Origin of the sequence: Streptacidiphilus sp. EB129, assembly GCF_041262645.1 — a bacterium.
GTDB lineage: Bacteria > Actinomycetota > Actinomycetes > Streptomycetales > Streptomycetaceae > Streptacidiphilus.
The window spans coordinates 81,841-104,054 of sequence record NZ_JBGCCS010000023.1 but is presented as its reverse complement, the minus strand read 5'-3'; the positions used below and the strand labels follow the sequence as shown (position 1 = coordinate 104,054).

Below are 22,214 nucleotides of genomic sequence, written 5' to 3'. Positions count from 1 at the left end.
TGCTCAGGCACGGCGGTGCACCAGCCGCCCGGCGAGGACGGTGGCGAGGCACTCGCCGTCCGCCCCGAAGACCGCGAGATCGGCGCGGCCGCCGACGGTCAACGCCGGTTCCCGGTCGCCCACCGCAAGTCCCACCCGGCTCGCGGCGGTGCGCAGGGCGGGGTCGGTGAGCTGCTCCGGGCGTACCGCGGTCGCACCGAGGCGCAGCACGGCGTGCACCCGCTCGCGCGCGCTGGGCGCGTCGGGCAGCGGGCCGTCGTGCAGCCGCCCGGGACCGAGGGTGCCGCGCCAGCGGCGTACCCGGGCCTGCGGGTGCGCCGCCTCCAGCTCGCCGGCCGGGCCCAGCGCGGCGACGCGCTCCCCGTCGACCAGCACGGCATCGATGGGCCCGTCGTCCGCCTCCGCGATGTGAAGGGTGAGCACGGTCAGTTGGCGTTGAGGAGCTTCAGCTCCGGATGCGCCGTGCCGCCCTCCCGTCGCCCACCACCACCCTTGTTCGACTGCGCTGCGCGCACGCCCCCGCCTTCGATCGCCGTCGAGGCGATGTGCGAGAAGGCGTGGTCGTCGACCGGGTCGTTCGCCGGGTCGTCGTGGACGACCAGGTGCTCGTACGTGGTCGCGCGCTGCGCGGGCACCCGGCCGGCCGCGCGGATCAGCTGGATCAGCTCCATCCGGTTGGAACGGTGCTTGGCCCCGGCCGAGGAGACCACGTTCTCCTCCAGCATCACCGAGCCGAGGTCGTCCGCACCGTAGTGCAGCGACAGCTGGCCCATCTCCTTGCCGACGGTCAGCCAGGAGCCCTGGATGTGCGCGACGTTGTCGAGGAACAGCCGGGCCACCGCGATCAGCCGCAGGTACTCGAACAGCGTCGCCTGGGTGCGGCCCTTGAGGTGGTTGTTCTCGGGCTGGTAGGTGTACGGGATGAAGGCGCGGAAGCCGCCGGTGCGGTCCTGCACGTCCCGGATCATGCGCAGGTGCTCGATCCGCTCGGCGTTGGTCTCGCCGGTGCCCATCAGCATGGTGGAGGTGGACTCCACGCCCAGGCCGTGGGCGATCTCCATGATCTCCAGCCAGCGCTCGCCGGACTCCTTGAGCGGCGCGATGGCCTTGCGCGGGCGCTCGGGCAGCAGCTCCGCGCCGGCACCGGCGAAGGAGTCGAGGCCGGCGGCGTGGATCCGGCGGATCGCCTCCTCGGCGGTGACGCCCGAGATCCGGGACATGTGCTCGATCTCGGACGCGCCGAGGGAGTGGATGACCAGCTGCGGGAAGTCCTTCTTGATCGCGGAGAAGGCCCGCTCGTAGTACTCGACGCCGTAGTCCGGGTGGTGCCCGCCCTGGAACATGATCTGGGTGCCGCCCAGCTCGACCGTCTCCGCGCAGCGGCGCAGGATCTCGTCGAGGTCGCGGGACCAGCCCTTCTCGACATCCTTGGGGGCGGCGTAGAAGGCGCAGAACTTGCAGGCCGTCACGCAGACGTTGGTGTAGTTGATATTGCGCTCGATGATGTACGTGGCGATGTGCTCGGTGCCCGCGTAGCGGCGCCGGCGCACGGTGTCGGCGGCCGTGCCGAGCGCATGCAGCGGGGCGTGCCGGTAGAGGTCGAGCGCCTCCTCCGGGCTGATCCGGCCCCCGGCGGCGGCGCGGTCGAGGACGGCCTGCAGGTCGGTCTCCTGGGGCGGGGCGGTCTCAAGCACCTCGGCGTCCTCTCTCCACATCGTCACGTCTACGTTCGTTCCAGCAGCACCACCTGGGTGGTAGGCCTCGCCCAGACTACGCCAGGCCGGTCAGCCCACCTTGTGGAGCCCGCCGGGACGGACCGCGCGTCAGCTGTCCAGCACGACCACGTGATCCGTGCTCGCTCCGATCCGACGGGCGAACTCCCGCATCCCGTCGAGCTGGCGGTCGCCGAAGGAGAAGTCCAGCGCCTCCGCGTAGTAGCGGCGCAGCAGCTCCTGGTCGAAGACCTCCCAGCGGGCGGTCTGCTCGGCGACCTTGTCGACCTCCTGCATCGACAGGTCGCGCGACTCCAGGAAGGACCGGTGCACCTCGCGCACCGACTCCGGCTCACGGGCCAGGTAGTCGCGGCGGGCGGCCCAGACCGCGAAGACGAAGGGCAGCCCGGTCCACTCCTTCCACATCGCGCCCAGGTCGTGCACGTCCAGGCCGAGCCGGGGGCCGTCGTGCATGGTGGCGCGGAGCGCGGCGTCGCCGATCAGCACGGCGGCGTCCGCCTCCTGCATCATCGCCGCCAGGTCGGGCGGGCAGCTGTAGTAGTCGGGCCGCACGCCGTACTGCTCGGCCAGCAGCAGCTGCGCCAGCCGCACCGAGGTCCGGCTGGTCGAGCCGAGGGCGACCCGGCGGCCGTCCAGTTCGCTCAGCGGCACCTGGCTGACGATCACACAGGACAGCACCGGTCCGTCGCTGCCGACCGCGATGTCCGGGAGCACCACCAGCTGGTCGGCGTTGCGCAGGTACTCGACGCAGGTGATCGGCGAGATGTCGAGGTCCCCGGCCACCAGCGCGTCGCTCAGCCGCTCCGGGGTGTCCTTGGTCAGGTCCAGGTCCAGCAGGGAGCCGGTACGGGCCAGGCCCCAGTAGATGGGGACGCAGTTGAGGAACTGGATGTGTCCGACACGGGGCCGGGTGGGGCCGTCGGTGGGACCGTCCACACGCCCGGAGTCGTCGGTGTCGCCGTCACGCTCGGTGTAAGTATCCACACGCAGCACAGTAGACCGAGGGATGAGATCGACTCTGGCCGGGCCCATGGCTGCGTGCTAGGGTTTCTCGCAGTTGCAGTTTGATTTCCCATGCAGTACTTGAGCCTGCGGAGCATGTGACCGCGGGCTTCTGTAGTTTTCAGAGCTTTGTCAAAGAAGTACCTGAAGGCGGGGCGATCAGCGCAGCGGACCGGGCACCACGAGGTGTGGTGTCCTTTACGTCCCTCGCAAGGAGAACGGTATGGCGACCGGAACCGTCAAGTGGTTCAACGCCGAGAAGGGCTTCGGCTTCATCGCCCAGGACGGCGGCGGCCCCGACGTCTTCGTCCACTACTCCGCCATCAACGCGAACGGCTTCCGCTCGCTTGAGGAGAACCAGGCTGTGGAGTTCGACGTCACGCAGGGCCCGAAGGGTCCGCAGGCGGAGAACGTCACCACGATCTGACGTCCCAACCAACGATCACCCGCCCCTGGCCGTCCCCCGTGGCCGACCAGGTCGCCTGATCTTCCGGTGGCTCGCACAGCACCAACCCAAGAGGGCCCGGGTCGCATCCGCGACCACGGGCCCTCTGCCTTTACTGCCTTTGCCGGCGCCCGCCGGGTGGCGGACCGGCCGGTCACAGCCGGCAGAGCCGCCGCCCGCGCAGCGCCACCTCGATCTCGAAGCGGGTGTCCGGGTCCGCCAGCGCCGCACCGAACAGGGCCTCGATCCGGCGCATCCGCTGACGGACCGTCTGCGGATGCAGCCCCAGCCGCGAGGCGACCTCGGGCGCGCTGCCGCGACAGGTCTCCAGCCAGACCAGCAGGGTCGCCTCCAGCCGGTGCCGGCGTTTCTCGGTCAGCCCCGCCAGCGGTGCCAGCCGCCGCTCGGCCAGCAGCCGGACCAGTTCCTCGTCGCCCAGCAGCAGCACCGACGCCAACTGCTGGTCGCAGCGCACCAGTCCGGGCTCGCGCGGCTGCGCGGCCACGGTACGGGCCCAGCGCAGCGACTGCGCGGCCTTGCGCACCGGGACCGAGGGGCCGACCACGACCGTCTGCTCACCCAGCGCACGGGCCAGTTCCTCGACCCGGCCGGGGGTGTCCGGCTCGGCCAGGAAGGCGCAGGGTTCCGCGCCCTCGGGCTGGACCAGCAGGTACGGCAGGCCCCTGATCCGGGCGGCGGCCCCGGCCGGCAGCGTCACCACCCCCGCGATCTGCTCCGGCAGTTCCCAGCGCGCCGACCGGGCCGCGTCGGTCAGCGCCGGTTCCGCCGCTCCGTCGGCCAGCAGCCCGGCCAGGCGCCCACGGGCCCGGCGCAGGGTGCCGACCGAGTCGGCCCGCGCCTCGGCGTAGCCCTCGACCGAGGCGGCGGCCATCTCGTCGATATGCGCGAAGATCGCCTCGGCCAGCACCGCCATCGCCGTCGGCGGCATCCCCGCACTGCGCGCCACCTGCGCGTACCGGCGCCAGGCCAGCCGCCCGCCGAGCCGGTACGCGGCCTGCAGCGCGTCCAGGCTGCGGCCCTCGCGCCATTCGCCGCGTCCCAGCGACCGGTACACCCGCAGCGACTCCTCGGGGTTGGCGCGGTCGTCCGCGATCAGCTCCGCGAACTGCGCCAGCGACCGGGCCGTGCCCTGCTGGATCGCACTGCCGAAGCTCCCGCCCAGCGGCCGGGCGTACTCGGGTATCTGCCGCCGGATCTCGCGCACCACCTCGGGCGCCAGGCGTACGTTCTCGGCTCTGATCAGCGCCGCGAATCCGCACGGCAGCACCGCCCAGGGGCGGTCCCGTACAGCGGTAGCGGTATTCGCATGGGCATGCCTGGCTGCGGCCAAAAGACCTCCTCCGCCGGTCCGGAAATGCCGCCCATCTGTCAATGCCATTCATTGACAGCAATTGATGGCAGCGTCCGGAATCTCACTTCCCCCCGACGTGAAAGATCCGCTCGGAATTCCTTCGAAAAAGAACGACTTCCGATGCTTGCGTCGCAGTATCTGTCGCATGTTACTGAGGTGTCAACGCTCGAAAGCGGAGCACGATCACCCGTTTATCCGCAGCGTAAAGGCGGTCGCGGGTCACCGGCGAGGCTGCGGCATCATCACCGCGCCATCACCACATCGTCACCGCCGGCCCCACGGGCGGCGCCGGCGGCCGGGCTGCGACCGGGCTTGCACCGGTCAGGTTATACGTATAACTTTGAAGCTCCGCCATCCCCCACCCCTCAGGAGACCTGCCGCTGTGGGCTACCTCACCGTGCTGCGCGGCCCGCAGGTCGCCCGGCTGCTGATCGGCACGCTCACCGGACGCCTCCCCGCCGGGATGACCGTCGTCGCCATCGCGCTCGCACTGCACCACGCCGCCGCGCCGTACTCCCGGATCGGCCTCACCACCGCCGCGTACGCCATCGCCGCCGCCATCGGCGGGCCGGTCCTGGGGCGCGCCGTCGACCGGGTCGGGCAGCCCCGGGTGCTGCTCGCCTCCGCCGCAGTCGCGGCCTGCGGCTACGCCGCGCTGGCCGCCGGTCCCGGCAACCCCGCGCTGGCGATGGGCGGCGCCGCGCTGGCCGGTCTTGCCATGCCGCCGCTGGAACCCTGCCTGCGTTCGCTCTGGCCGGACATCGTCGAGCCCGCCGCCCTGGAGACCGCGTACGCGCTGGACTCCGCCTCGCAGCAGATCCTCTACGTCGCCGGGCCGCTGCTGGTGGCCGGGGTGGCCGTCCTCGCGAGTCCCGCAGCGGCGCTGTGGCTCGCGGCCGGGCTCGGCCTGGTCGGCACGCTCGCGGTCGCGACCTCCGCCCCCGCCCGCGCCTGGCGCGCCCCGGCGACGGCGGGCCACGGGCACGGCGGCGGCTGGCTCGGTCCGCTCCGCTCCCCCGGGCTGGTCCTGCTGCTGCTGGCCTTCGCCGGCACCGGCTGGGCCGTCGGCGCGCAGAACATCCTGTTCGTCGCCTACGCCCAGTCCCATCCGGGCATCCCCGGCGGCGCCGGGGCGCTGCTGGCGCTGGCCGCGCTGGCCGGGCTGCTGGGCGCGCTCGGTTACGGCGCGGTCCGCTGGACCGCGCCGACCGCGACCAGGACCTGGGCGCTGGCGGCCGCGATGGCGCTCTGCTACCTCCCGCTGCTGCTGATCCCGGGCCCCGCCGCGATGGGCACCGCCGCGTTCGTCTCCGGCCTGGGGCTGGCACCGCTGCTCGCCGCCGCCTTCGTCCTGATCGCGGAACTGGCCCCGGCGGGCACCACCACCGAGGCCTTCGCCTGGCTGGTCACCCTCTTCGCCACCGGCAACGCGCTGGGCTCGGCGGTCAGCGGGGCGCTGGTCGGGGACTCGCTGCGGGGCGCGGCGACCGTCGCCGTCGGCGGGATCACGGCGGCGGCGCTGCTGCTGCTCGTCACCCGCCGACTGCTGGTCCCGCTGCCGCCCGCGGCCGCCGGGGCACCGGCGGGGGGCGGCACCGTCGCCGCGACGGCACCGGCCAGGACCCCCGCTGCGGCGGCGGCGGCCGGGGGCGGGGGCGTGCGTCAGCCGTCCAGCGTCCACTCCCCGACCGTTTCGTAGTGCGGGGGCCCCGCCCCGAGGTGACTGCGGATCAGCCGTAGCGGGGTCGCCGTCCAGGAGCTGCCGGAGAAGTCCGTGAGTGCGGCGGCCAGCGGGCCGAGACCGCCCGCCGTGCTCCGTCCCGCAGTGCGGGCCAGCGTAAGGTGCGGACGGAACGGCCGGTCGTCCAGGTCGACGCCGGTGCTGCGAGCCGCGTCGGTCACCGCCTCGGCGAGGGCGCGCAGCGGGCCGGTGTCGCCGCGCAGCCCCGCCCACAGCGCCCGGTCGCCGAAGCAGCCTCCGCCGGCCAGGCGCAGCTCCGGTGCCGGCCGGCCCTCCGCCACAGCGGCCAGCCGGGCTTCCAGGCCGGACACCGCCTCGGCCTCGACCTGGCCGAGGAACGCCAGGGTGACATGCCAGGTCGGCTCGCCGGTCCAGCGCAGGGCCCGGCCCTGCGGCAGCCCGCGCAGCGCGGCGACCACACCGGTCAGCTCCTGAATCGCTGCCGGCGGCGGCACAACGGCGACGAAAAGTCTCATTCCGGCAGTCTTGACCATGGTCATCACAGGCGGAAGCCCGACCCGGCAGAAACTTGTCCATGACGACAAAGCCCGCGAAGAGGCCCGGCAGGCGCCGGCCGCCGACGGTGGCCGGGGCGGGGCCCGGGTGGGTGGCCGGCCGGAGCCGGACACCCACCCGGGCCCCGGGCTCAGGCCGCCGCCGCGACCTCGATGTCCCGCTCCTGCCGGACCTGCTGGCGCGGGACGAAGGCCACCAGCTGGTGCTCCGGACCGCGCTGCAGGTCCAGCCGCACCCGGAGGTTGCCGATCCGCGCCAGCACGAAGCCGATCGTCGCCGCCGCGAACCCGGAGACCAGACCGCAGGCGAGCAGCCCGATCCGGGGCCCGTACTGCTCGGTGATCCAGCCGACCAGCGGTGCGCCCAGCGGCGTCCCGCCGGCGAACACCATCATGAACAGGCTCATCACCCGGCCGCGCATGGCCGGGTCGGTGCGCAGCTGGACCAGCGAGTTGGCCGCGGTGTTCAGGGTCAGCCCGAAGAGGCCGACCAGCGTCAGCAGCGCGGCGAACACCCAGTAGGACGGGGCCAGCGCCGCCGTCGACTCCAGCACCGCGAAGGCCAGCGCCGCGCCGACCAGCAGCCGCAGCCGTGGTCTGCTGCGCCGGGCCGCGAGCAGCGCGCCGACCAGTGAACCGACCGCCATCGCCGTGTTGAGCAGCCCGTACAGACCCGGTCCGACGTGGAAGACCGAGTAGGCGAAGGCGGACAGGATGGTGGCGAAGTTGAAGCCGAAGGTCCCGATGAAGCCGACCAGCACGATCGGCCAGACCAGGTCGGGGCGTCCGGCCACGTAGTGCAGTCCGGCGCGCAACTGTCCCTTCTCGCGCGGCAGTCGCGGGGTGCGGTGGAGTTCCGCTCCGCGCATCGCGAGCAGGCCGAGGATGACCGCGCCGAAGGAGACCGCGTTGACCGCGAAGGCGTAGCCCGAGCCCACGGCGGCCATCAGACCTCCGGCGACGGCGGGGCCGATCAGCCGCGCGGTCTGGAAGTTGGCGGCGTTGAGGCTGACCGCGTTGCCGAGGTCCTTCTTGCCGACCATCTCCACGACGAAGGTCTGCCGGGTGGGGTTGTCCACCACGGTGACCATGCCGAGCAGGAAGGCGAACGCGTAGATGTGCCACACCTGGACGTGCCCGGACAGGGTGAGCGCGGCCAGACCGGCGGCGAGCAGGCCCATGGCGGCCTGGGTGGCGATGAGCAGCTGGCGCTTGGGGAAGCGGTCGGCGAGAACCCCGCCGAAGAGGCCGAAGAGCAGCATCGGCAGGAACTGCATGGCAGTGGTGACGCCGACGGCGAAGGCACTTCCGGTCAGGCTGAGCACCAGCCAGTCCTGCGCGATGCGCTGGACCCAGGTGCCGGAGTTGGAGACGACCTGTCCGATGAAGAAGTACCGGTAGTTGCGGTTGCCCAGCGCCGAGAACATGCCGCGGCGGCCGGAGTTGGTGCGGGTGCCCGTGGTTCCGGCACCGGTGGTGCGTGCGGTGCTGCTTCGGGTGGTACTGCGGCTGGTTCCGCCGCTTCGGGGCGCCGACGGCGCGGTGCGTTCGTCGGGGTCGTCGTCACCGGGGACGACGAAAGGCTGTGCGGTGGGGGTCTCCTCGGCGGCATCGGCCTCGGTGGCGAGGCTGACGGCGGTGGAGTCGGTGGTCGTGGCGGTTCGGGTGCGGTGTGTGGTGGCTCCGGTCGATGAAGGCAAAGGCCTGTCCCCTGGTTGTCAGTGAGTCCTGCGGGTCGTACGGATGGTGCGGGCGGAGCAGTCGGGGCGGTCGGTCACAGCTGGGCCAGCCGTTCCAGCACCGGAGCGGCGGCGCGCAGCACCGTCCACTCCTCCTCGGTGAGCCCCGAGGTGAGGTCGGCCAGCCAGGCGTCGCGCTTGGCACGGCTCTGGTCGAGGATGCTCTCGGCCTGCTCGGTGCTGCTGACGACGACCTGGCGCCGGTCGTCGGGGTGCGGCTCCCGCCGCACCAGCCCCTTCTCCTCCAGCATCGCGATGATCCTGGTCATCGACGGCGGCTGGACGTGCTCCTTGCGCGCGAGCTCCCCCGGCGACGCACTCCCGCAGCGCGCCAGCGTGGCCAGCACCTGCATCTCGGTAGGCGTCAGCGACTCCTCGACGCGCTGGTTGCGCAGGCGTCGGGACAGTCGCATCACAGCGGACCGCAGCGTCGAAACCGCCGCGGCGTCGCTCTCGGAGAGCTCGGGCATGATTGTTAGTCTAACTCATTACCCTGCCTAAAGAAAAACCAGTTGCGCCGCCCCCAGCCGGACAGCCGAACACGGGAACCCCCGGATGCTTGCCGCAAGCCCGCCATGTACGTACAGTTTCTTGTACAAGAGCAAAGGTGGGCGGCAATGAAGACCATGACCTACTCCGAGTCCCGCGCGCGGTACGCCGAGGTGCTCAACTCCGTCAACGACGACCGGGAAGAGGTCGTCATCACCCGCGCCGGCCATGATCCGGTCGTCATAGTCTCCCTTGCGGACTACGAGTCGTTGAAAGAGACGGCATACCTGCTGCGCAGCCCGGCGAACGCCAGGCGACTGCTCGCCTCGATCGAGGAACTGGAAAACGGCGGGGGCACCGTCCACGAGCTGGCGACCGACGAGTGAAAATCACTTTTGCCTCTCGCGCCCGGGAGGACTACCTGTGGTGGCAGCTCCAGGACCGGAGGATGCTGAAGCGGATCAACGCCCTGATCGCCGATGTCGCGCGAAACGGGAATGAGGGAATCGGCAAGCCCGAGCCCCTGAAGCACGGGTTCCAGGGCTACTGGTCGCGGCGTATCAATGACGAGCACCGACTGATCCACAAGGTCACCGAGGACGCGGTTCTGATCGCGCAGTGCCGTTACCACTACGAGAGCTGACCCGGACGGACGCGCCACCGAAGCTCCCCGCTCGCCCCCAGCCAGCCGAGCGGGGAGCATCACCGAGTGAGGCCGAAGGCGGGCATGAGGTAGTAGAAGGCGAAGACGGCGGCGACCACGTAGAGGGCGACGGGGACCTCGCGGTAGCGGCCGGTGGCGATCTTCAGGATGCAGAAAACCAGGAACCCCATGCCGATTCCGTTGGTGATCGAGTAGGTGAACGGCATGATGATCATGGTCAGGAAGGCCGGGACGGCGAGGGTGAAGTCGGACCAGTCGATGTCCATGACGCTGTTGGACAGGATCAGGAAGCCGACCACGACCAGGGCCGGGGTGGCGGCCTGAGTCGGGACCATGGTCGCCAGCGGGGTGAGGAAGAGCGCCACCGCGAAGAACAGGCCGGTGACGATGCTGGCCAGGCCGGTGCGGGCGCCCTCGCCGACGCCGGCCGTGGACTCGACGAAGCAGGTGTTGGCCGAGCTGGAGGTCGCGCCGCCGACCGCGGTGGCGATGCCGTCGATCATCAGCACCTTGCTCATGCCGGGCAGGTTGCCCTCGTCGTCGAGCAGGTGGGCCTCGTCGCTGACGCCGAGGATGGTGCCCATCGCGTCGAAGAAGCAGGACAGCAGGACGGTGAAGACGAAGAGCACCCCGGTCAGCACGCCGACCTGATGGAAGCCGCCGAACAGGCTCACCTTGCCGAGCAGGCCGAAGTCCGGCGTTGCGACGATGCTGTGCGGGAGCACCGGGACGGTCAGGCCCCACTCCCCCGCCGGGACGTGCGCGATCTTGTCGATCACCACCGCGAGCAGGGTGCCGACCACGATGCTGATCAGGATCGCGCCGGGGACCTTGCGGGCCATCAGGATGAGGGTGAGCAGCGCGCCCACGACGAACACCAGCACCGGCCAGCCGTCCGCATGGCCGTTGCCGCCCAGTTGCAGCGGGACGGTGGTGTGCGCGGCGTCCGGGATGCGGGTGACGAAGCCCCCGTCGACCAGGCCGATCAGGGCGATGAACAGCCCGATGCCGATGGCGATGGCCTTGCGCAACCCCAGCGGGACGGCGCTCATGACGCGCTCACGCAGCCCGGTGGCCACCAGCAGCATGATCGCGAAGCCGGCCAGCACCACCATGCCCATCGCGTCCGGCCAGGTCATCTTGGGCGCCAGCTGCAGCGACACGATGCTGTTGGTACCGAGGCCGGCCGCCAGGGCGAGCGGGATGTTGCCGATGACCCCCATCAGCAGCGTGGTGAGCGCGGCCGTCAGCACGGTGGCGGTGACCAGCTGGCTGGTGTTCAGATGGTGACCGAACTTGTCCACACCCGAGGACAGGATGATCGGGTTCAGCACGATGATGTAGGCCATCGTGAAGAAGGTGGCCGCACCGCCGCGGATCTCGCGGGCGACGGAGGATCCACGCTCGGAGATCTTGAAGTAACGGTCGACAGCGTTGCGCGGCGGGGCTCCGCCGGCCTCGGGCGACTGGTCCTGGGCGGTGGCCAGGGATGGCATGCGGAGATCCTCGGGGTTGGCGCTGTTCAGGGTGCTGCGGTGGGGGTTCGGCGCTGGCCGGACACACGTTCCGAACCGGAACGGCCAGTATGAATTGCATAAACCGCTTCGGCTATCTGCGCGCGTAGACTGTGCTATCGCACGAATAGAGCGACAGGCGGACGGCGGATGTCCCGTCCCGTGCCGCTCCGTGTCCCGCTCCCTCTCGACGGTCGGCTGTCGACGGCCCCCGTACTCTTGTCCGCGTGAAGACGACCAAGCTGCCCGCCGCGCCGCCCATGGAGGCCAACGACGTCGCCATCGTGACCGGCGGCACGGTGCTCTGGCTGGTCGGCTTCGTCGTGCTGCTGCCGTTCCACGGCTGGCTCTCCGCCCACGGTCACACCGACTGGCTCTGGACCTGCCTGGCCGGCTTCGGCCTCGGGCTGATCGGCATCTGGTACTGCCGCGCCCGCCGCGACGCCATCGCCCGCTCCCGCCAGGCCGAGGCCGCAGACGCCGGCGGCGGCGGCGAGGCGGCGGGCACGGCGGACGGCGAGGCGACCGACGCGGCGACCAACCCGGCGGACGGCGACGCGACCGGCGGCGGCACGGACGGTGCCGGGGACGGGAATCCGTCGGCCCGACCGGAGTAAGCCGGGCGGCGGCACCGACGGTGTCCGCCTAGGGTCGACTGCATGACCGCACCGGCCGGAACCGCACCTCCGTCGCCTCCCGGTCGCCATCCGGGACTGACATCCGCCGAGGTCGCCGAACGGGTGGCGCGCGGTGACGTCAACGACGTCCCGGTACGGTCCAGCCGTTCCACCCAGGAGATCGTCCGGGCGAACGTGTTCACCCGGTTCAACGCCATCATCGGCTGCCTGTTCGCAGTGATCATGGTGGTGGGACCACCGCAGGACGGGCTGTTCGGCTTCATCATCATCGCCAACACCGGCATCGGGATCATCCAGGAGCTGCGCGCCAAGCGCACCCTGGACAACCTCGCCGTGATCGGCGAGGCCCGCCCCCGTGTCCGGCGCGGCGGCGAGACGGTGGAACTGACCAACGCCCAGATCGTGCTGGGCGACCTGGTCGAGCTGGGTTCCGGCGACAAGATCACGGTGGACGGGCAGGTCGCCGAGGCCGACAGCCTGGAGATCGACGAGTCGCTGCTCACCGGTGAGGCCGACCCGGTGCTGAAGCGGCCGGGCGACCCCGCGCTCTCGGGCAGCTTCGTGGTGGCCGGTTCGGGCGCGTTCACCACCACCCGGGTCGGCCGGGAGGCCTATGCCGCGCAGCTGGCCGAGGAGGCCAGCCGGTTCACCCTGGTCCAGTCGGAGCTGCGCAGCGGTATCGACACCATCCTCCGCTACATCACCTGGCTGCTGTTCCCCACCGCGCTGGGGCTGGTCCTCAGCCAGCTGTACGTGGAGCAGCACAACGTCGCCGAGGCGGTGCGCCGGATGGTTGCCGGGATCGTCCCGATGGTGCCGGAGGGCCTGGTGCTGCTGACCTCGATGGCCTTCGCCATCGGCGTGGTCCGGCTGGGACGGCACCAGTGCCTGGTCCAGGAGCTGCCCGCGATCGAGGGGCTGGCCCGGGTGGACACCGTCTGCCTGGACAAGACCGGCACGCTGACCGAGGGCGGGATGGACGTCGCCGACCTGCTCCCGCTGGCGCCACCCACCCCGGACGGTGCGGCGGCGGCCGCCGGCCCGGCCGCCCCGGACAGCGCGCCGGTCCCGTACGGCGCGGCAGTCCCGGACCGCGTAGCGGCTGCGGCGGACGGTGCGGGCGGGCTCGCGGCGCAGGTGCTGGGGGTTCTGGGCGGCGCGGACAGCCGTCCCAACGCCAGCCTGCAGGCCATCATCGACGCCTATCCCGTCGCCGAGGGCTGGCTGATGCTGCGGGCCGCGCCGTTCTCCTCGGCCCGCAAGTGGTCCGGGGCCTCGCTGCGCGGGCCGGACGGCGCGGAGGCGACCTGGCTGCTCGGTGCCCCGGACGTGCTGCTGACCGCCGGGCACCCGGCCCTCGCCGAGGTCGACCTGCTGGGTGCGCAGGGCCTGCGGGTGCTGCTGCTGGGACGGACCGTGACCACGCTGGACGCCCCCGACCCGGCGGCCGGACTGGTCCCGGTCGCGCTGGTGGTGCTGCGGCAGCGGCTGCGTCCGGACGCGGGCCACACCCTGCGGTACTTCGAGCAGCAGAACGTCGCGGCCAAGGTCATCTCCGGCGACAACGCGGTGTCGGTCGGCGCGGTCGCCGGGTCGCTGAGCCTGCCCGGCGCGGAGGACCCGGTCGACGCCCGCACCCTGCCGACCGAGGCCGGGGCGCTGGCCGACGCCGCCGAGAAGCACTCGGTGTTCGGCCGGGTGACCCCGCAGCAGAAGCGCGACCTGGTCGCCGCACTGCAGTCCAGGGGCCACCACGTGGCGATGACCGGCGACGGCGTCAACGACGTGCTCGCGCTGAAGGACGCCGACATCGGCGTGGCGATGGGCGCGGGCAGCGAGGCGACCCGGGCGGTGGCGCAGATCGTGCTGCTGGACAACCGCTTCGCGACCCTGCCGCTGGTCGTCGCCGAGGGCCGCCGGGTGATCGGCAACATCGAGCGGGTCGCCAACCTGTTCCTGGTGAAGACGGTGTACTCGGTGCTGCTGGCGCTCGCGGTGATCATCGCCCGGGTGCCGTACCCGTTCCTGCCCCGGCACTCCACCGTGCTCAGCGCGCTGACGATCGGGGTGCCCGGCTTCTTCCTGGCGCTGGCGCCCAACAACGAGCGGGCCAGGCCCGGGTTCGTCCGGCGGGTGCTGCGGTTCGCGGTGCCCGCCGGGGTGATCTGCGGGGCGGCGTCCTTCGTGTCGTACCTGCTGGCCCGCGCCGACCACGCGACGGCGCAGGTCGCCGACACCAGCACCACCACGCTGACGCTGTTCCTGGTGGCGCTGTGGGTGCTGGCCATCATCGCCCGCCCGTACAACTGGTGGCGGATCACCCTGGTGCTGGCGATGGGCGGGGCCTTCGCGGTGGTGCTGATCACGCCGTGGCTGCAGCGGTTCTTCCAGTTGCGGCTGGACGGCTACCGCGACCCGTGGACCGGGGTGGCGGTCGCCCTGGTGGCCGGGGTGCTGCTGGAACTGGTCTGGCGGTGGCTGCGTCGTACCGGGGAGGATTAGACCACCCGCCCGGTCGCCGTGCATGATTCTGGATCCCGGCAATCCCGGGTACGGTGCTGGGCAGGTCTGGACGAGCAGACAGCCCTGGAAGCAGGCAGCGCAGGACCCGCAGCACAAGCCCACAGCACGAGCCCGCAGGGGGAAGCATGACGACCGACACCGACGCGCCCTCGGCGGCGCCGATCGGCGTCCCGGCCGAACCCAGCCGCCGATGGTTCGTCCCGGACCGGGGCACGGTGCCGTTCCTGCTGCTCGGACTGCTGTTCTTCGCGGTGTACGCGGTGATCGAGACGGTCCGCTACACGCACTACTCGTCGATGTCCTGGGACCTGGCGATCTTCGTCCAGGAGATACAGCAGTACGCCCATCTGCACGCGCCGATCGTGAACATCAAGGCCCCCGGATACAACATCCTGGGCGACCACTTCAGCCCGATCCTGGCGCTGCTCGCGCCGTTCTACCGGGTGTTCCCCTCCCCGGTCACGCTGCTGGTCGCGCAGTCGGCGCTGTTCGCGAGCTCGGTCGCCATCGTCGGCGCCACCGCCGCACGCTTCACCAGCCGGGCGAAGGGGCTGTGCATCGGGCTCGCCTACGGGCTGTCCTGGGGCCTGCAGCGCGGCGTCGACTTCGACTTCCACGAGATCTGCTTCGCGGTGCCGCTGCTGGCGCTGGTGCTGCGCAACATCCTGCTGCAGCGCTGGTACCGGGCGGCGTTCTGGGCGCTGCCGCTGGTGCTGGTCAAGGAGGACATGGGGCTGACCGTCGCGGCCATCGGCATCGTGCTGGTGCTGCTGCGGCAGTACCTGGTCGGTGCGGTGCTGGCGGTGTTCGGCATCGTCATGCTGTTCCTCACCGTCGACCTGGTGATCCCGCACTTCAACCCGCACGGGCAGTACGACTACATGTCGAAGATGCCCGGCGGCTCGCCCATGCACGCGCTGTCCACGTCCCCGCTGAGCCTGCTGCACCTGCTGGTCACCCCGGACATCAAGCTGCAGACGGTCGGCTACCTGCTGGCGATCACCGCCTTCCTGGCGCTGCGGTCGCCGCTGGTGCTGGTCGTGCTGCCGACGCTGCTGTGGCGCTTCACCTCGTCCAACGACAGCTACTGGGGCATGGACTGGCACTACAACGCGGTGCTGATGCCGATCCTGTTCCTGGCCCTGGTGGACGCCATCCGCAGGTCCGAGACCTACGGCCCGCCGCAGCTGCGGACCTTCGCGAGCCAGGCGGCGGTGCCGGCCGTCACCGCCGTGGCGCTGGCGCTGACGGTGACCATGTCGCTGCCGGTGCTGAACGCGCTGATGCCCTCGACCTACACCCAGAGCGACGCCCGGGTGGCCATGCTGCGGCGGGCCTCGGCGACGATCCCGAACGGCGCGACGGTGGAGGCCAACGTCACGCTGATGGCCCACCTGGCGGGCCGCACCACGCTCTTCTGGATCGGCGTGGACACGGTCGCCCCGCAGTACGTCGCGCTGGACCTGTCCTACGGCTGGTCCAGCCCCCCGGGCGACGCGGCCGCGTACGCGCAGTCGCTGCACCCCGGCTCGAAGTACCGGCTGGTCTTCAACGAGCAGGAGTTCCAGGTCGCGAAGCTGGTGAACTGACGGCCGCAGCCAGCCGACGCGGCCGACGGCCCTGAGGCGACGGCCGCGCCGAACACCTCGGCGCGGCACCCACCTCGGCCGGGCCGACGGCCGCTCGCTGTGACCATTCCCTCCGGTTGTCGGCCCAGCTCCTAGAAGGCGCGGGCCTCGAAGTCGCGGGCGGCGCTGAGTTCGTAGCCGCGGGCCGGGTCGGAGAGCGCCGCCAGGGCCTCGAAGCGGCGGTGCCACTGTCCACAGGCCCAGGCCAGACCGGCTGCCAGGCCCTCCGGGGTGGCGGCGTGCAGCGCGCCGTGCGGCACCGGGGCGGCGAACTCGTCCGCCTCCGCGGCCTCGTCGGCGTCCTGCTCCAGCTCCGGCGCCGGGCTGTCCGGGTCCCAGCGCCAGTCCACCGTGGCGTCCTTCCCGTCCGGGCCGACGACCAGCAGTTCCTCGTGCTCCTCGTAGACCTCGGGGCAGCCCGGCAGCAGTTCCCTGACCACGTCGGGGATCCGGTGCACGGTGCCCTCGCTGAGCACCCGGCCGCCGGCCACCTCGCTGGCCAGCGACACGTGCAGCCGCTCGGCCAGCGCCGCGGCGAGCGCCGGGGCGACGGTGATCAGCGGGAAGCCGTCCAGCAGCTGCACCAGGTCGGGGGCGTCCGCGATGACCGCCTCGGACACGTCGACCACCACGGTGCCGTCCGGGCGGCGGCGGGTGTCCGGGTCCATCGGGGGCAGCGCGCGGACCTCCTCGGGCAGCGCGACCCGGGCCAGGTCGACCGAGGCCAGCGCGGTGTAGAGGCCGTTCAGCTGGCGGTGCGAGATGTCGCTGTCGGGGTCGGTCATCCGGTACAGCACCTCGTCCGGGCCGTCCGGTTCGCCCAGCAGCGCGCTGAGCGTGGTGCGCACCCCGAGGGCGTGCAGGAAGACCTCGTCCAGGCCGGTCCTGGCCTCCTCGTAGAGGCCGCGCAGCAGCGGGTCGGCGCCGGCGGCGCGCAGCCCGGCCGGGCGGCGGCCGTCCAGCACCGGGTGGTCCCGCAGCCACCAGGCCGCGTACGGGGGGACCTGCGCGCTGCGGCCGTCGGGCAGCAGCAGCCGCACCGGGGTCACCACCGCGTCGCGCAGCGGCGGGGCGGCGAGCATGGCCAGGGCCTGCGGCCAGGCGTCGTCGTCGACCAGGTCGAGGTCGCGGACGGCGAGCAGCTCGGCGGCCACCGGCGGCACCTCCGGCACCCCGGGATCGGCGTCGATCCCGTCCTGCTTGAGCTGCTCGGCGACCTCCTCGGCCCAGTCGGCGAAGCCGTCCGGGGCCTCGTCCAGCAGGCCGGTGGGCTCGCCGCCGGCCGCCCGGTCGGCCGGGACGGTGGGGTCGAGCCGCTCCAGGTCGTCCGGGTCGAGCACCACCTCCTCGGCGCGCACCAGGCTCAGTACGTGGCCGACGCCGACCGCACTGAGCACCTCCGTACCCCAGCGCTCCAGCCAGTCCTCGTCGAGGAAGACGGCGTCGTCCTCGTCCACGATCGCGGCCAGCGGGCTGCCCGGCAGCACCAGCTCACCGGCGGCGACCAGCTCGCCCTCGTCGTCCGGCAGCGCCAGCCGGGCCAGCCACGGGTACGTCCCGGGGCCGATCCCGGCGGCGCGGACGATCCGCAGCACGGCCTCGGCGACGTCCTCGGCCTCGTCCTGGTCGTCGCTGTCGGCCGAGCGCAGCACCGCGGCCTGCAGTTCGGCCGTCTCCAGCACGCCGACCGGGGTGGCCACCCCGGCACCCAGCTTCTCCAGCAGCGGATGCGCCGCCTCGGGGTGGACCAGGCGCAGGCCGAGCAGCGCCAGGTCCTCGCCGCTGACCTCGGTGCCGGCGGGGACCAGGACCCGGCGCGGGCCGGTGGCCGTGCGGCCGTCCGCGAGCGGGACCGGAAGCGCGCCGAGGGTCTCGGCCTCGGTGCCGGCTCCGGCCAGCGCCCCGTAGAGGTTGCGCCACCAGGCGGGTTCCTTGTCGAGGTTGGCGAGCTGGTCGACGGTCTCGGCGAGCGCCAACCGCCGCACGCCCAGGGTGCGCAGCTCCTGACGACGTTCCAGACCGGCCGGGAGCAGGCCGGGGATCACGTCGGCCAAGGCCCGGACGATCTGCGCGTCCGCGCCCTCCAGCAGCACCGCGTCGCGCGGGCGCAGCGCGCCGGACGACTCGGCCTCACCGTCGGTGTCCGGATCGGCCATGGCGTCGGCGTCGGGCCGCTCCGACTCCGTGCGCGGCAGGAAGGCGACCTCGGGCAGCCGGGACAGCACGGCCCGGCGCAGCAGCCCGTCCACCTCGCCCTGGCCGAGCGGTCCCGGCACCAGGGCCAGCGAGGAGACGTCGGCGCCGCGCGACCGCAGCAGCCCCGCGTACACCTCGCCGGCCTGCTCGGCCAGGAAGCCGGTGAGCGGCCCCGGCGCGATGTGACGGCGGGTGGAGTCCAGCGGGAACGAGGCGATCAGCAGCGCCGGGATACCGAGCGGCTCGTCGGTCGGGGTCGGCGCGTGCACCACCGGGACGGTACGCGGCGGGACCGGGCGGTCCTCGGCGTCGACCGGGACGGCCCAGGTGACGGACCACTGCGGGCGGTGCCGCTCCTCGACGGTGCGGTCGGCCAGCAGGTCGGCGGCCAGCGTGCCGCCGGCGGTGGCGACCTGCCAGCGGCTCTCCCCCTCCGGGCCGGTGACCACGACCACGGCGGGGCCGCCCCGGTCGTGCGCGGGCGGGAGTTCGCGCCGGGTCAGGGTGCGGGTCTGCGTCCCGGCGTCGGCACCGTCCCCGGCCGTGGTCTCCACCACGACCTCGGCCAGGCCGGTCAGGGTCAGCAGCAGGGCGTCGTCGACCTCGTCCAGCAGACGCCGGGTCAGGTCCTCGGCGGCGGCGTCGCGCAGCGGCAGCACCACCACCGTCTCGTACCCCTCGGGCGGGCTGCCCTCGGCGGCCAGCGGCAGCCGCAGCAGCGGCACATGGCCGTCCCGGCGGCGCAGTTCCTCGGCCAGCGACTGCTGGTCGGCGGCCAGGCTCCGGGCCTCGGCCAGCGACCAGCGGACCCCGCCGGAGCGGCTCAGCACGGCGGGCTCGTCGGACACCGCGAGCGCGGCGGCGAAGCCGACGCCGAAGCGCCCGACGGCCGCCTCGCCGTCGGCGCCGCGCTTGGAGGAGGCCCGCAGCGTGGACAGCGACTCCACGCCCTGCGCGTCCAGCGGCGCACCGGTGTTGGCGGCGCAGAGCACCCCGTCGCGCAGGGTCAGCAGGAGCCGTCCGGGGACGCCGGCCCGGGCGGCGGCGTCGGCGGCGTTCTGCGCCAGCTCGACCACCAGCCGGTCCCGGTAGCCGCCGAGGGCCAGTTCCTCCTCGGCGTTGGCGTCCTCGCGGAAGCGGGCGGGCGAGGCCGCCCACGCCTCCAGCACCCGGCGCCGCAGTGCCGCCGTACCGAACACGTCAGCCGTCGCGCCGCCCGCCGCGTAGTCCACGATTCGCGCATCCATGGCCGTCGTCTCCCCGCTGTCGCCGCCCTCACCCGCACGGCGAGGCTGTACGCGGGCATTCTCCCTGTTCCCACTGACATTCCGCGCCAGGGTCCACCCCGCGCGGCACGCGGCGTGAGTCGGACCGGGTCAGAAGGTCAGCACCGCACGCGCCACCTGCCCGCTGTGGGTGGCCTCGGCCGCCGCCTCGAACTCGTCCACCGGAAAGGTGACGGTGACGAGTTCGTCCAGCAGCAGCAGCCCCGACCGGTACAGCTCCGCGTAGCGCGGGATGTCGGTCTGCGGGCGGGAGGAGCCGTAGCGACAGCCGAGGATGGACTTGTCGAGGTACATGTCGGCGACCCGGAAGGCCGCCTCGGCGCCGGCCGGCGGCACGCCCAGCAGCACCGCCTGGCCGTGCCGGTCGAGCAGGTCGATCGCCTGCCGGATCAGCGCCGTGGTGCCCACGCACTCGAAGACGTGGTCCGCCCCGTCCGGAAGCAGCTCGCGCACCGCGTCCACGGTGGAGGCGACGGCGCGGGCGTCGACGAAGTCGGTGGCGCCGAAGGTACGGGCCAGGCCCTCCTTCCCGGCGACCGCGTCGACCGCGACGATCCGGCCCGCGCCGGCGATCCGGGCGCCCTGGATCGCGTTCAGGCCGATGCCGCCGCAACCGATGACCACGACGGTGTCGCCGATGCCGACCCGGGCCCGGTTCAGCGCGGCGCCCACCCCGGTCACCACGCCGCAGCCGATCAGCGCGGCGGAGGCGAAGGGGAGTTCGGGGTCGATCCGGACCGCCTGGACCGCCTTGACCAGGGTGCGTTCGGCGAAGACCGAGGCGGAGGCGAAGCTGTAGAGCGCGGTGCCCGGGTCGGAGCGGCGGGTGAACGGCCGGTCCGGGCGGCCGATGGCCTTGCGGCACATCGTCGGCCGGCCCTGACCGCACTCCTTGCAGGTCCCGCAGTTGGCGATGGTGGACAGGGCGACGTGGTCGCCCGGCCGGACGTGGACGACCCCGGGACCGACCGCCTCGACGATGCCGGCGCCCTCGTGCCCGAGAACCACCGGGACCGGGAAGGGGATGGTGCCGTCGATGACCGACAGGTCGCTGTGGCACAGCCCGGCCGCGGCGACGGCCACCAGGACCTCGCCGACGCCGGGGTCGCGGATCTCCAGGTCGTCCACGACCTGGGGGGACTTGCCGTCGAAGATGATGCCTTTCATGACCTGCTCCCGGCTGGGTGTGTGGGACGGTGGGCGGACGGCGGCGGACGGGACGGACGGAGCGGCTCAGGACTGCCAGACCACGGCCTGCATCTCGCTGTAGGCGTGCAGCCCGTACGAGCCGCCGTCGCGGCCGGTGCCGCTCTGCTTGAAGCCGCCGAACGGCGTCTCCGGATGCCGCTGCGCGGTGTTGAGGCCGACGCTGCCGCTGCGCAGCCGGGCGGCGAGCTCGTAGCCGCGGGCGGTGTCGGCGGTGAAGACGTAGTCGTACAGGCCGAAGTCGGTGGAGTTGGCGATGGCCACCGCCTCCTCGTCGTCCTGGAACGGGATGACCACGACCACCGGGCCGAAGACCTCCTCGCGGGCCACCGTCATGGTCGGGGTGACGTCGGCCAGCAGGGTGGGCGCGACGTAGTAGCCGGTGGGCGGGAAGTCCGGGAAGGGCGTGGCGTGCTCCTTGCGGGTGCCGCCGGTGACCAGGCGCGCGCCCTCGGCGACGGCCCCGGCGATGTACGCCTCGACCCGGTCCCGGTGCGCCGCGCTGATCACCGGGCCGACCACGGTGCCCGGCAGCAGCGGGTCGCCCACCGGCAGCGCGGCGGCGAACCGGGCCAGCCCGGACACGAGTTCGTCGTACCGGGAGCGGTGGACCAGGGCGCGGGTGGGCGCGGTGCAGATCTGGCCGGAGTGGAAGGCCCAGGTGGAACCGATCGCGGGGATCGCCTTCGCCAGGTCGGCGTCCTCCAGCACTACCGCGGCGCCCTTGCCGCCGAGTTCCATCAGCAGCCGCTTGAGCGTCGGTCCGCCGTCCGCGGCGATGCGCCGGCCGACCGCCGTCGAGCCGGTGAAGCTGATCATGTCGACCTCGGGCGAGGCGACCAGGGCCGCCCCGGTGGCCGCACCGGAGCCGGTGACCACGTTGAAGATCCCGGGCGGCGCGCCCGCCTCCTCGAACACCTCGCCCAGCTTCAGGCAGCCCAGCGGGTCCTGCGGCGCGGGCTTGGCCACTACGGTGTTGCCCATCGCCAGCGCGGGTGCCAGCTTCCCGGCGAGGTTGACGATGGGGAAGTTGTAGGAGGTGATGCAGCCGACCACGCCGACCGGACGGCGCGCGGCCACCGCGCTGGTGAGACCGCCGGCCGCGAGCGGCGAGGCCGGTACGGCGTTCGGCGCCAGCGCGCTGACGGCGGGTTCGAGCGCGCCGTGCGCGTACCGCCGGAACCGCTCGGCGGCGACCGGGACCTGCATCGAGGAGGCCACCCTGATGGTCGCCCCGGTCTCGGCCTGGAGCAGCGGGACGAAGTCGTCATTGCGCCGCAGCAGTACGTCCGCCACCCGGAACAGCACCGCGGCCCGCTCGGACGGCTTGGTCCTGGACCAGGTCTCGAAGGCGGCGCGGGCGGCGTCGACGGCGGCCGCGACATCGGCGGGCGAGGCCTCCGGCGCGCGGCCGACCAGCTCCTCGGTGGCCGGGTTGACCACGGCGTAGCTGCCGTCGCCGCCCGCACGCCAGGACCCGTCGACGAACAACCTGAACTCGTTCTCAGTACTGGGCATCTGAC

18 protein-coding genes are annotated in these 22,214 nt (G+C 72.7%); 7 read left to right on the top strand and 11 right to left on the bottom strand.

Translation table 11 applies throughout. From position 1 onward, the window contains the following. Nucleotides 1–3: 3 nt before the first annotated feature. The 3 genes from ABH925_RS25615 to ABH925_RS25605 all read right to left on the bottom strand — a co-directional run bounded on the left by ABH925_RS25615 (nucleotide 4) and on the right by ABH925_RS25605 (nucleotide 2,669). Nucleotides 4–423: a hypothetical protein gene (locus ABH925_RS25615; RefSeq protein ID WP_370151255.1), complete on the bottom strand. Its 420-nt coding sequence runs from the start codon at nucleotides 421–423 to the stop codon at nucleotides 4–6. A 2-nt stretch (nucleotides 424–425) separates the two neighbouring features. Beyond that, nucleotides 426–1,715, bottom strand: a complete 1,290-nt coding sequence (gene mqnC, locus ABH925_RS25610; RefSeq protein WP_370151280.1) for a cyclic dehypoxanthinyl futalosine synthase — start codon at nucleotides 1,713–1,715, stop codon at nucleotides 426–428. Nucleotides 1,716–1,823: 108 nt separating this feature from the next. Beyond that, a complete protein-coding gene (locus tag ABH925_RS25605; RefSeq protein WP_370151279.1) occupies nucleotides 1,824–2,669 on the bottom strand; it encodes a menaquinone biosynthetic enzyme MqnA/MqnD family protein in 846 nt (281 codons plus the stop codon). Nucleotides 2,670–2,958: 289 nt separating this feature from the next. Here ABH925_RS25605 and ABH925_RS25600 point away from each other — a divergent pair, with 289 nt between their 5' ends. Next, nucleotides 2,959–3,162: a cold-shock protein gene (locus ABH925_RS25600; RefSeq protein ID WP_370151253.1), complete on the top strand. Its 204-nt coding sequence runs from the start codon at nucleotides 2,959–2,961 to the stop codon at nucleotides 3,160–3,162. A gap of 172 nt (nucleotides 3,163–3,334) precedes the next feature. Here ABH925_RS25600 and ABH925_RS25595 read toward each other — a convergent pair whose 3' ends face one another. Beyond that, nucleotides 3,335–4,531, bottom strand: a complete 1,197-nt coding sequence (locus ABH925_RS25595) for a helix-turn-helix domain-containing protein (RefSeq protein WP_370151252.1) — start codon at nucleotides 4,529–4,531, stop codon at nucleotides 3,335–3,337. 403 nt (nucleotides 4,532–4,934) lie between these two features. Here ABH925_RS25595 and ABH925_RS25590 point away from each other — a divergent pair, with 403 nt between their 5' ends. Next, nucleotides 4,935–6,251: an MFS transporter gene (locus ABH925_RS25590; RefSeq protein ID WP_370151251.1), complete on the top strand. Its 1,317-nt coding sequence runs from the start codon at nucleotides 4,935–4,937 to the stop codon at nucleotides 6,249–6,251. Here the strand turns inward: ABH925_RS25590 and thpR are convergent. The 3 genes from thpR to ABH925_RS25575 form a co-directional block, all read right to left on the bottom strand. Then, a complete protein-coding gene (gene thpR, locus ABH925_RS25585) occupies nucleotides 6,215–6,769 on the bottom strand; it encodes an RNA 2',3'-cyclic phosphodiesterase (RefSeq protein ID WP_370151250.1) in 555 nt (184 codons plus the stop codon). The genes ABH925_RS25590 and thpR overlap by 37 nt on opposite strands. 170 nt (nucleotides 6,770–6,939) lie before the next feature. Further along, nucleotides 6,940–8,508: an MFS transporter gene (locus tag ABH925_RS25580; protein ID WP_370151249.1), complete on the bottom strand. Its 1,569-nt coding sequence runs from the start codon at nucleotides 8,506–8,508 to the stop codon at nucleotides 6,940–6,942. A 74-nt stretch (nucleotides 8,509–8,582) separates the two neighbouring features. Next, on the bottom strand, nucleotides 8,583–9,017 hold the full coding sequence (locus tag ABH925_RS25575) for a MarR family winged helix-turn-helix transcriptional regulator (RefSeq protein WP_370151247.1): 435 nt from the start codon (nucleotides 9,015–9,017) through the stop codon (nucleotides 8,583–8,585). Nucleotides 9,018–9,164: 147 nt separating this feature from the next. Here ABH925_RS25575 and ABH925_RS25570 point away from each other — a divergent pair, with 147 nt between their 5' ends. Both ABH925_RS25570 and ABH925_RS25565 read left to right on the top strand, forming a co-directional pair. After that, nucleotides 9,165–9,422, top strand: a complete 258-nt coding sequence (locus ABH925_RS25570) for a type II toxin-antitoxin system Phd/YefM family antitoxin (RefSeq protein ID WP_370151246.1) — start codon at nucleotides 9,165–9,167, stop codon at nucleotides 9,420–9,422. Next, nucleotides 9,419–9,679, top strand: coding sequence for a Txe/YoeB family addiction module toxin (locus tag ABH925_RS25565; protein WP_370151245.1), 261 nt, complete (start codon nucleotides 9,419–9,421; stop codon nucleotides 9,677–9,679). The genes ABH925_RS25570 and ABH925_RS25565 overlap by 4 nt, the downstream gene beginning before the upstream one ends. A gap of 59 nt (nucleotides 9,680–9,738) precedes the next feature. Here the strand turns inward: ABH925_RS25565 and ABH925_RS25560 are convergent, their stop codons facing one another. After that, nucleotides 9,739–11,196, bottom strand: coding sequence for an NCS2 family permease (locus ABH925_RS25560; RefSeq protein WP_370151244.1), 1,458 nt, complete (start codon nucleotides 11,194–11,196; stop codon nucleotides 9,739–9,741). Nucleotides 11,197–11,441: 245 nt separating this feature from the next. On the opposite strand from ABH925_RS25560, the gene ABH925_RS25555 reads away from it, so the two are divergent. The 3 genes from ABH925_RS25555 to ABH925_RS25545 all read left to right on the top strand — a co-directional run bounded on the left by ABH925_RS25555 (nucleotide 11,442) and on the right by ABH925_RS25545 (nucleotide 15,964). Beyond that, nucleotides 11,442–11,831, top strand: coding sequence for a DUF2530 domain-containing protein (locus tag ABH925_RS25555; protein WP_370151243.1), 390 nt, complete (start codon nucleotides 11,442–11,444; stop codon nucleotides 11,829–11,831). A 42-nt stretch (nucleotides 11,832–11,873) separates the two neighbouring features. Next, nucleotides 11,874–14,354 carry an HAD-IC family P-type ATPase gene (locus ABH925_RS25550; RefSeq protein WP_370151242.1) on the top strand — a complete coding sequence of 827 codons (2,481 nt, stop codon included), beginning with the start codon at nucleotides 11,874–11,876 and terminating at the stop codon, nucleotides 14,352–14,354. A 146-nt stretch (nucleotides 14,355–14,500) separates the two neighbouring features. After that, nucleotides 14,501–15,964, top strand: coding sequence for a DUF2079 domain-containing protein (locus ABH925_RS25545; RefSeq protein WP_370151241.1), 1,464 nt, complete (start codon nucleotides 14,501–14,503; stop codon nucleotides 15,962–15,964). A gap of 131 nt (nucleotides 15,965–16,095) precedes the next feature. Here the strand turns inward: ABH925_RS25545 and ABH925_RS25540 are convergent, their stop codons facing one another. The 3 genes from ABH925_RS25540 to ABH925_RS25530 all read right to left on the bottom strand — a co-directional run bounded on the left by ABH925_RS25540 (nucleotide 16,096) and on the right by ABH925_RS25530 (nucleotide 22,209). After that, complete coding sequence (locus ABH925_RS25540) at nucleotides 16,096–19,446, bottom strand: sacsin N-terminal ATP-binding-like domain-containing protein (RefSeq protein ID WP_370151240.1); 3,351 nt, start codon at nucleotides 19,444–19,446, stop codon at nucleotides 16,096–16,098. Between the two features lie 129 nt (nucleotides 19,447–19,575). Beyond that, a complete protein-coding gene (locus ABH925_RS25535; RefSeq protein WP_370151239.1) occupies nucleotides 19,576–20,652 on the bottom strand; it encodes a Zn-dependent alcohol dehydrogenase in 1,077 nt (358 codons plus the stop codon). 66 nt (nucleotides 20,653–20,718) lie between these two features. Further along, nucleotides 20,719–22,209, bottom strand: a complete 1,491-nt coding sequence (locus ABH925_RS25530) for an aldehyde dehydrogenase family protein (protein ID WP_370151238.1) — start codon at nucleotides 22,207–22,209, stop codon at nucleotides 20,719–20,721. Between the last annotated feature and the right edge of the window lie 5 nt (nucleotides 22,210–22,214).

Bases quoted from the DNA above. Each gene is read 5' to 3' on its own strand.
- mqnC (WP_370151280.1), bottom strand. From the start codon at position 1,715: ATGTGGAGAGAGGACGCCGAGGTGCTTGAGACCGCCCCGCCCCAGGAG.
- ABH925_RS25600 (WP_370151253.1), top strand. From the start codon at position 2,959: ATGGCGACCGGAACCGTCAAGTGGTTCAACGCCGAGAAGGGCTTCGGC.
- thpR (WP_370151250.1), bottom strand. From the start codon at position 6,769: ATGAGACTTTTCGTCGCCGTTGTGCCGCCGCCGGCAGCGATTCAGGAG.
- ABH925_RS25575 (WP_370151247.1), bottom strand. From the start codon at position 9,017: ATGCCCGAGCTCTCCGAGAGCGACGCCGCGGCGGTTTCGACGCTGCGG.
- ABH925_RS25570 (WP_370151246.1), top strand. From the start codon at position 9,165: ATGAAGACCATGACCTACTCCGAGTCCCGCGCGCGGTACGCCGAGGTG.
- ABH925_RS25560 (WP_370151244.1), bottom strand. From the start codon at position 11,196: ATGCCATCCCTGGCCACCGCCCAGGACCAGTCGCCCGAGGCCGGCGGA.
- ABH925_RS25550 (WP_370151242.1), top strand. From the start codon at position 11,874: ATGACCGCACCGGCCGGAACCGCACCTCCGTCGCCTCCCGGTCGCCAT.
- ABH925_RS25545 (WP_370151241.1), top strand. From the start codon at position 14,501: ATGACGACCGACACCGACGCGCCCTCGGCGGCGCCGATCGGCGTCCCG.
- ABH925_RS25540 (WP_370151240.1), bottom strand. From the start codon at position 19,446: ATGGATGCGCGAATCGTGGACTACGCGGCGGGCGGCGCGACGGCTGAC.
- ABH925_RS25535 (WP_370151239.1), bottom strand. From the start codon at position 20,652: ATGAAAGGCATCATCTTCGACGGCAAGTCCCCCCAGGTCGTGGACGAC.
- ABH925_RS25530 (WP_370151238.1), bottom strand. From the start codon at position 22,209: ATGCCCAGTACTGAGAACGAGTTCAGGTTGTTCGTCGACGGGTCCTGG.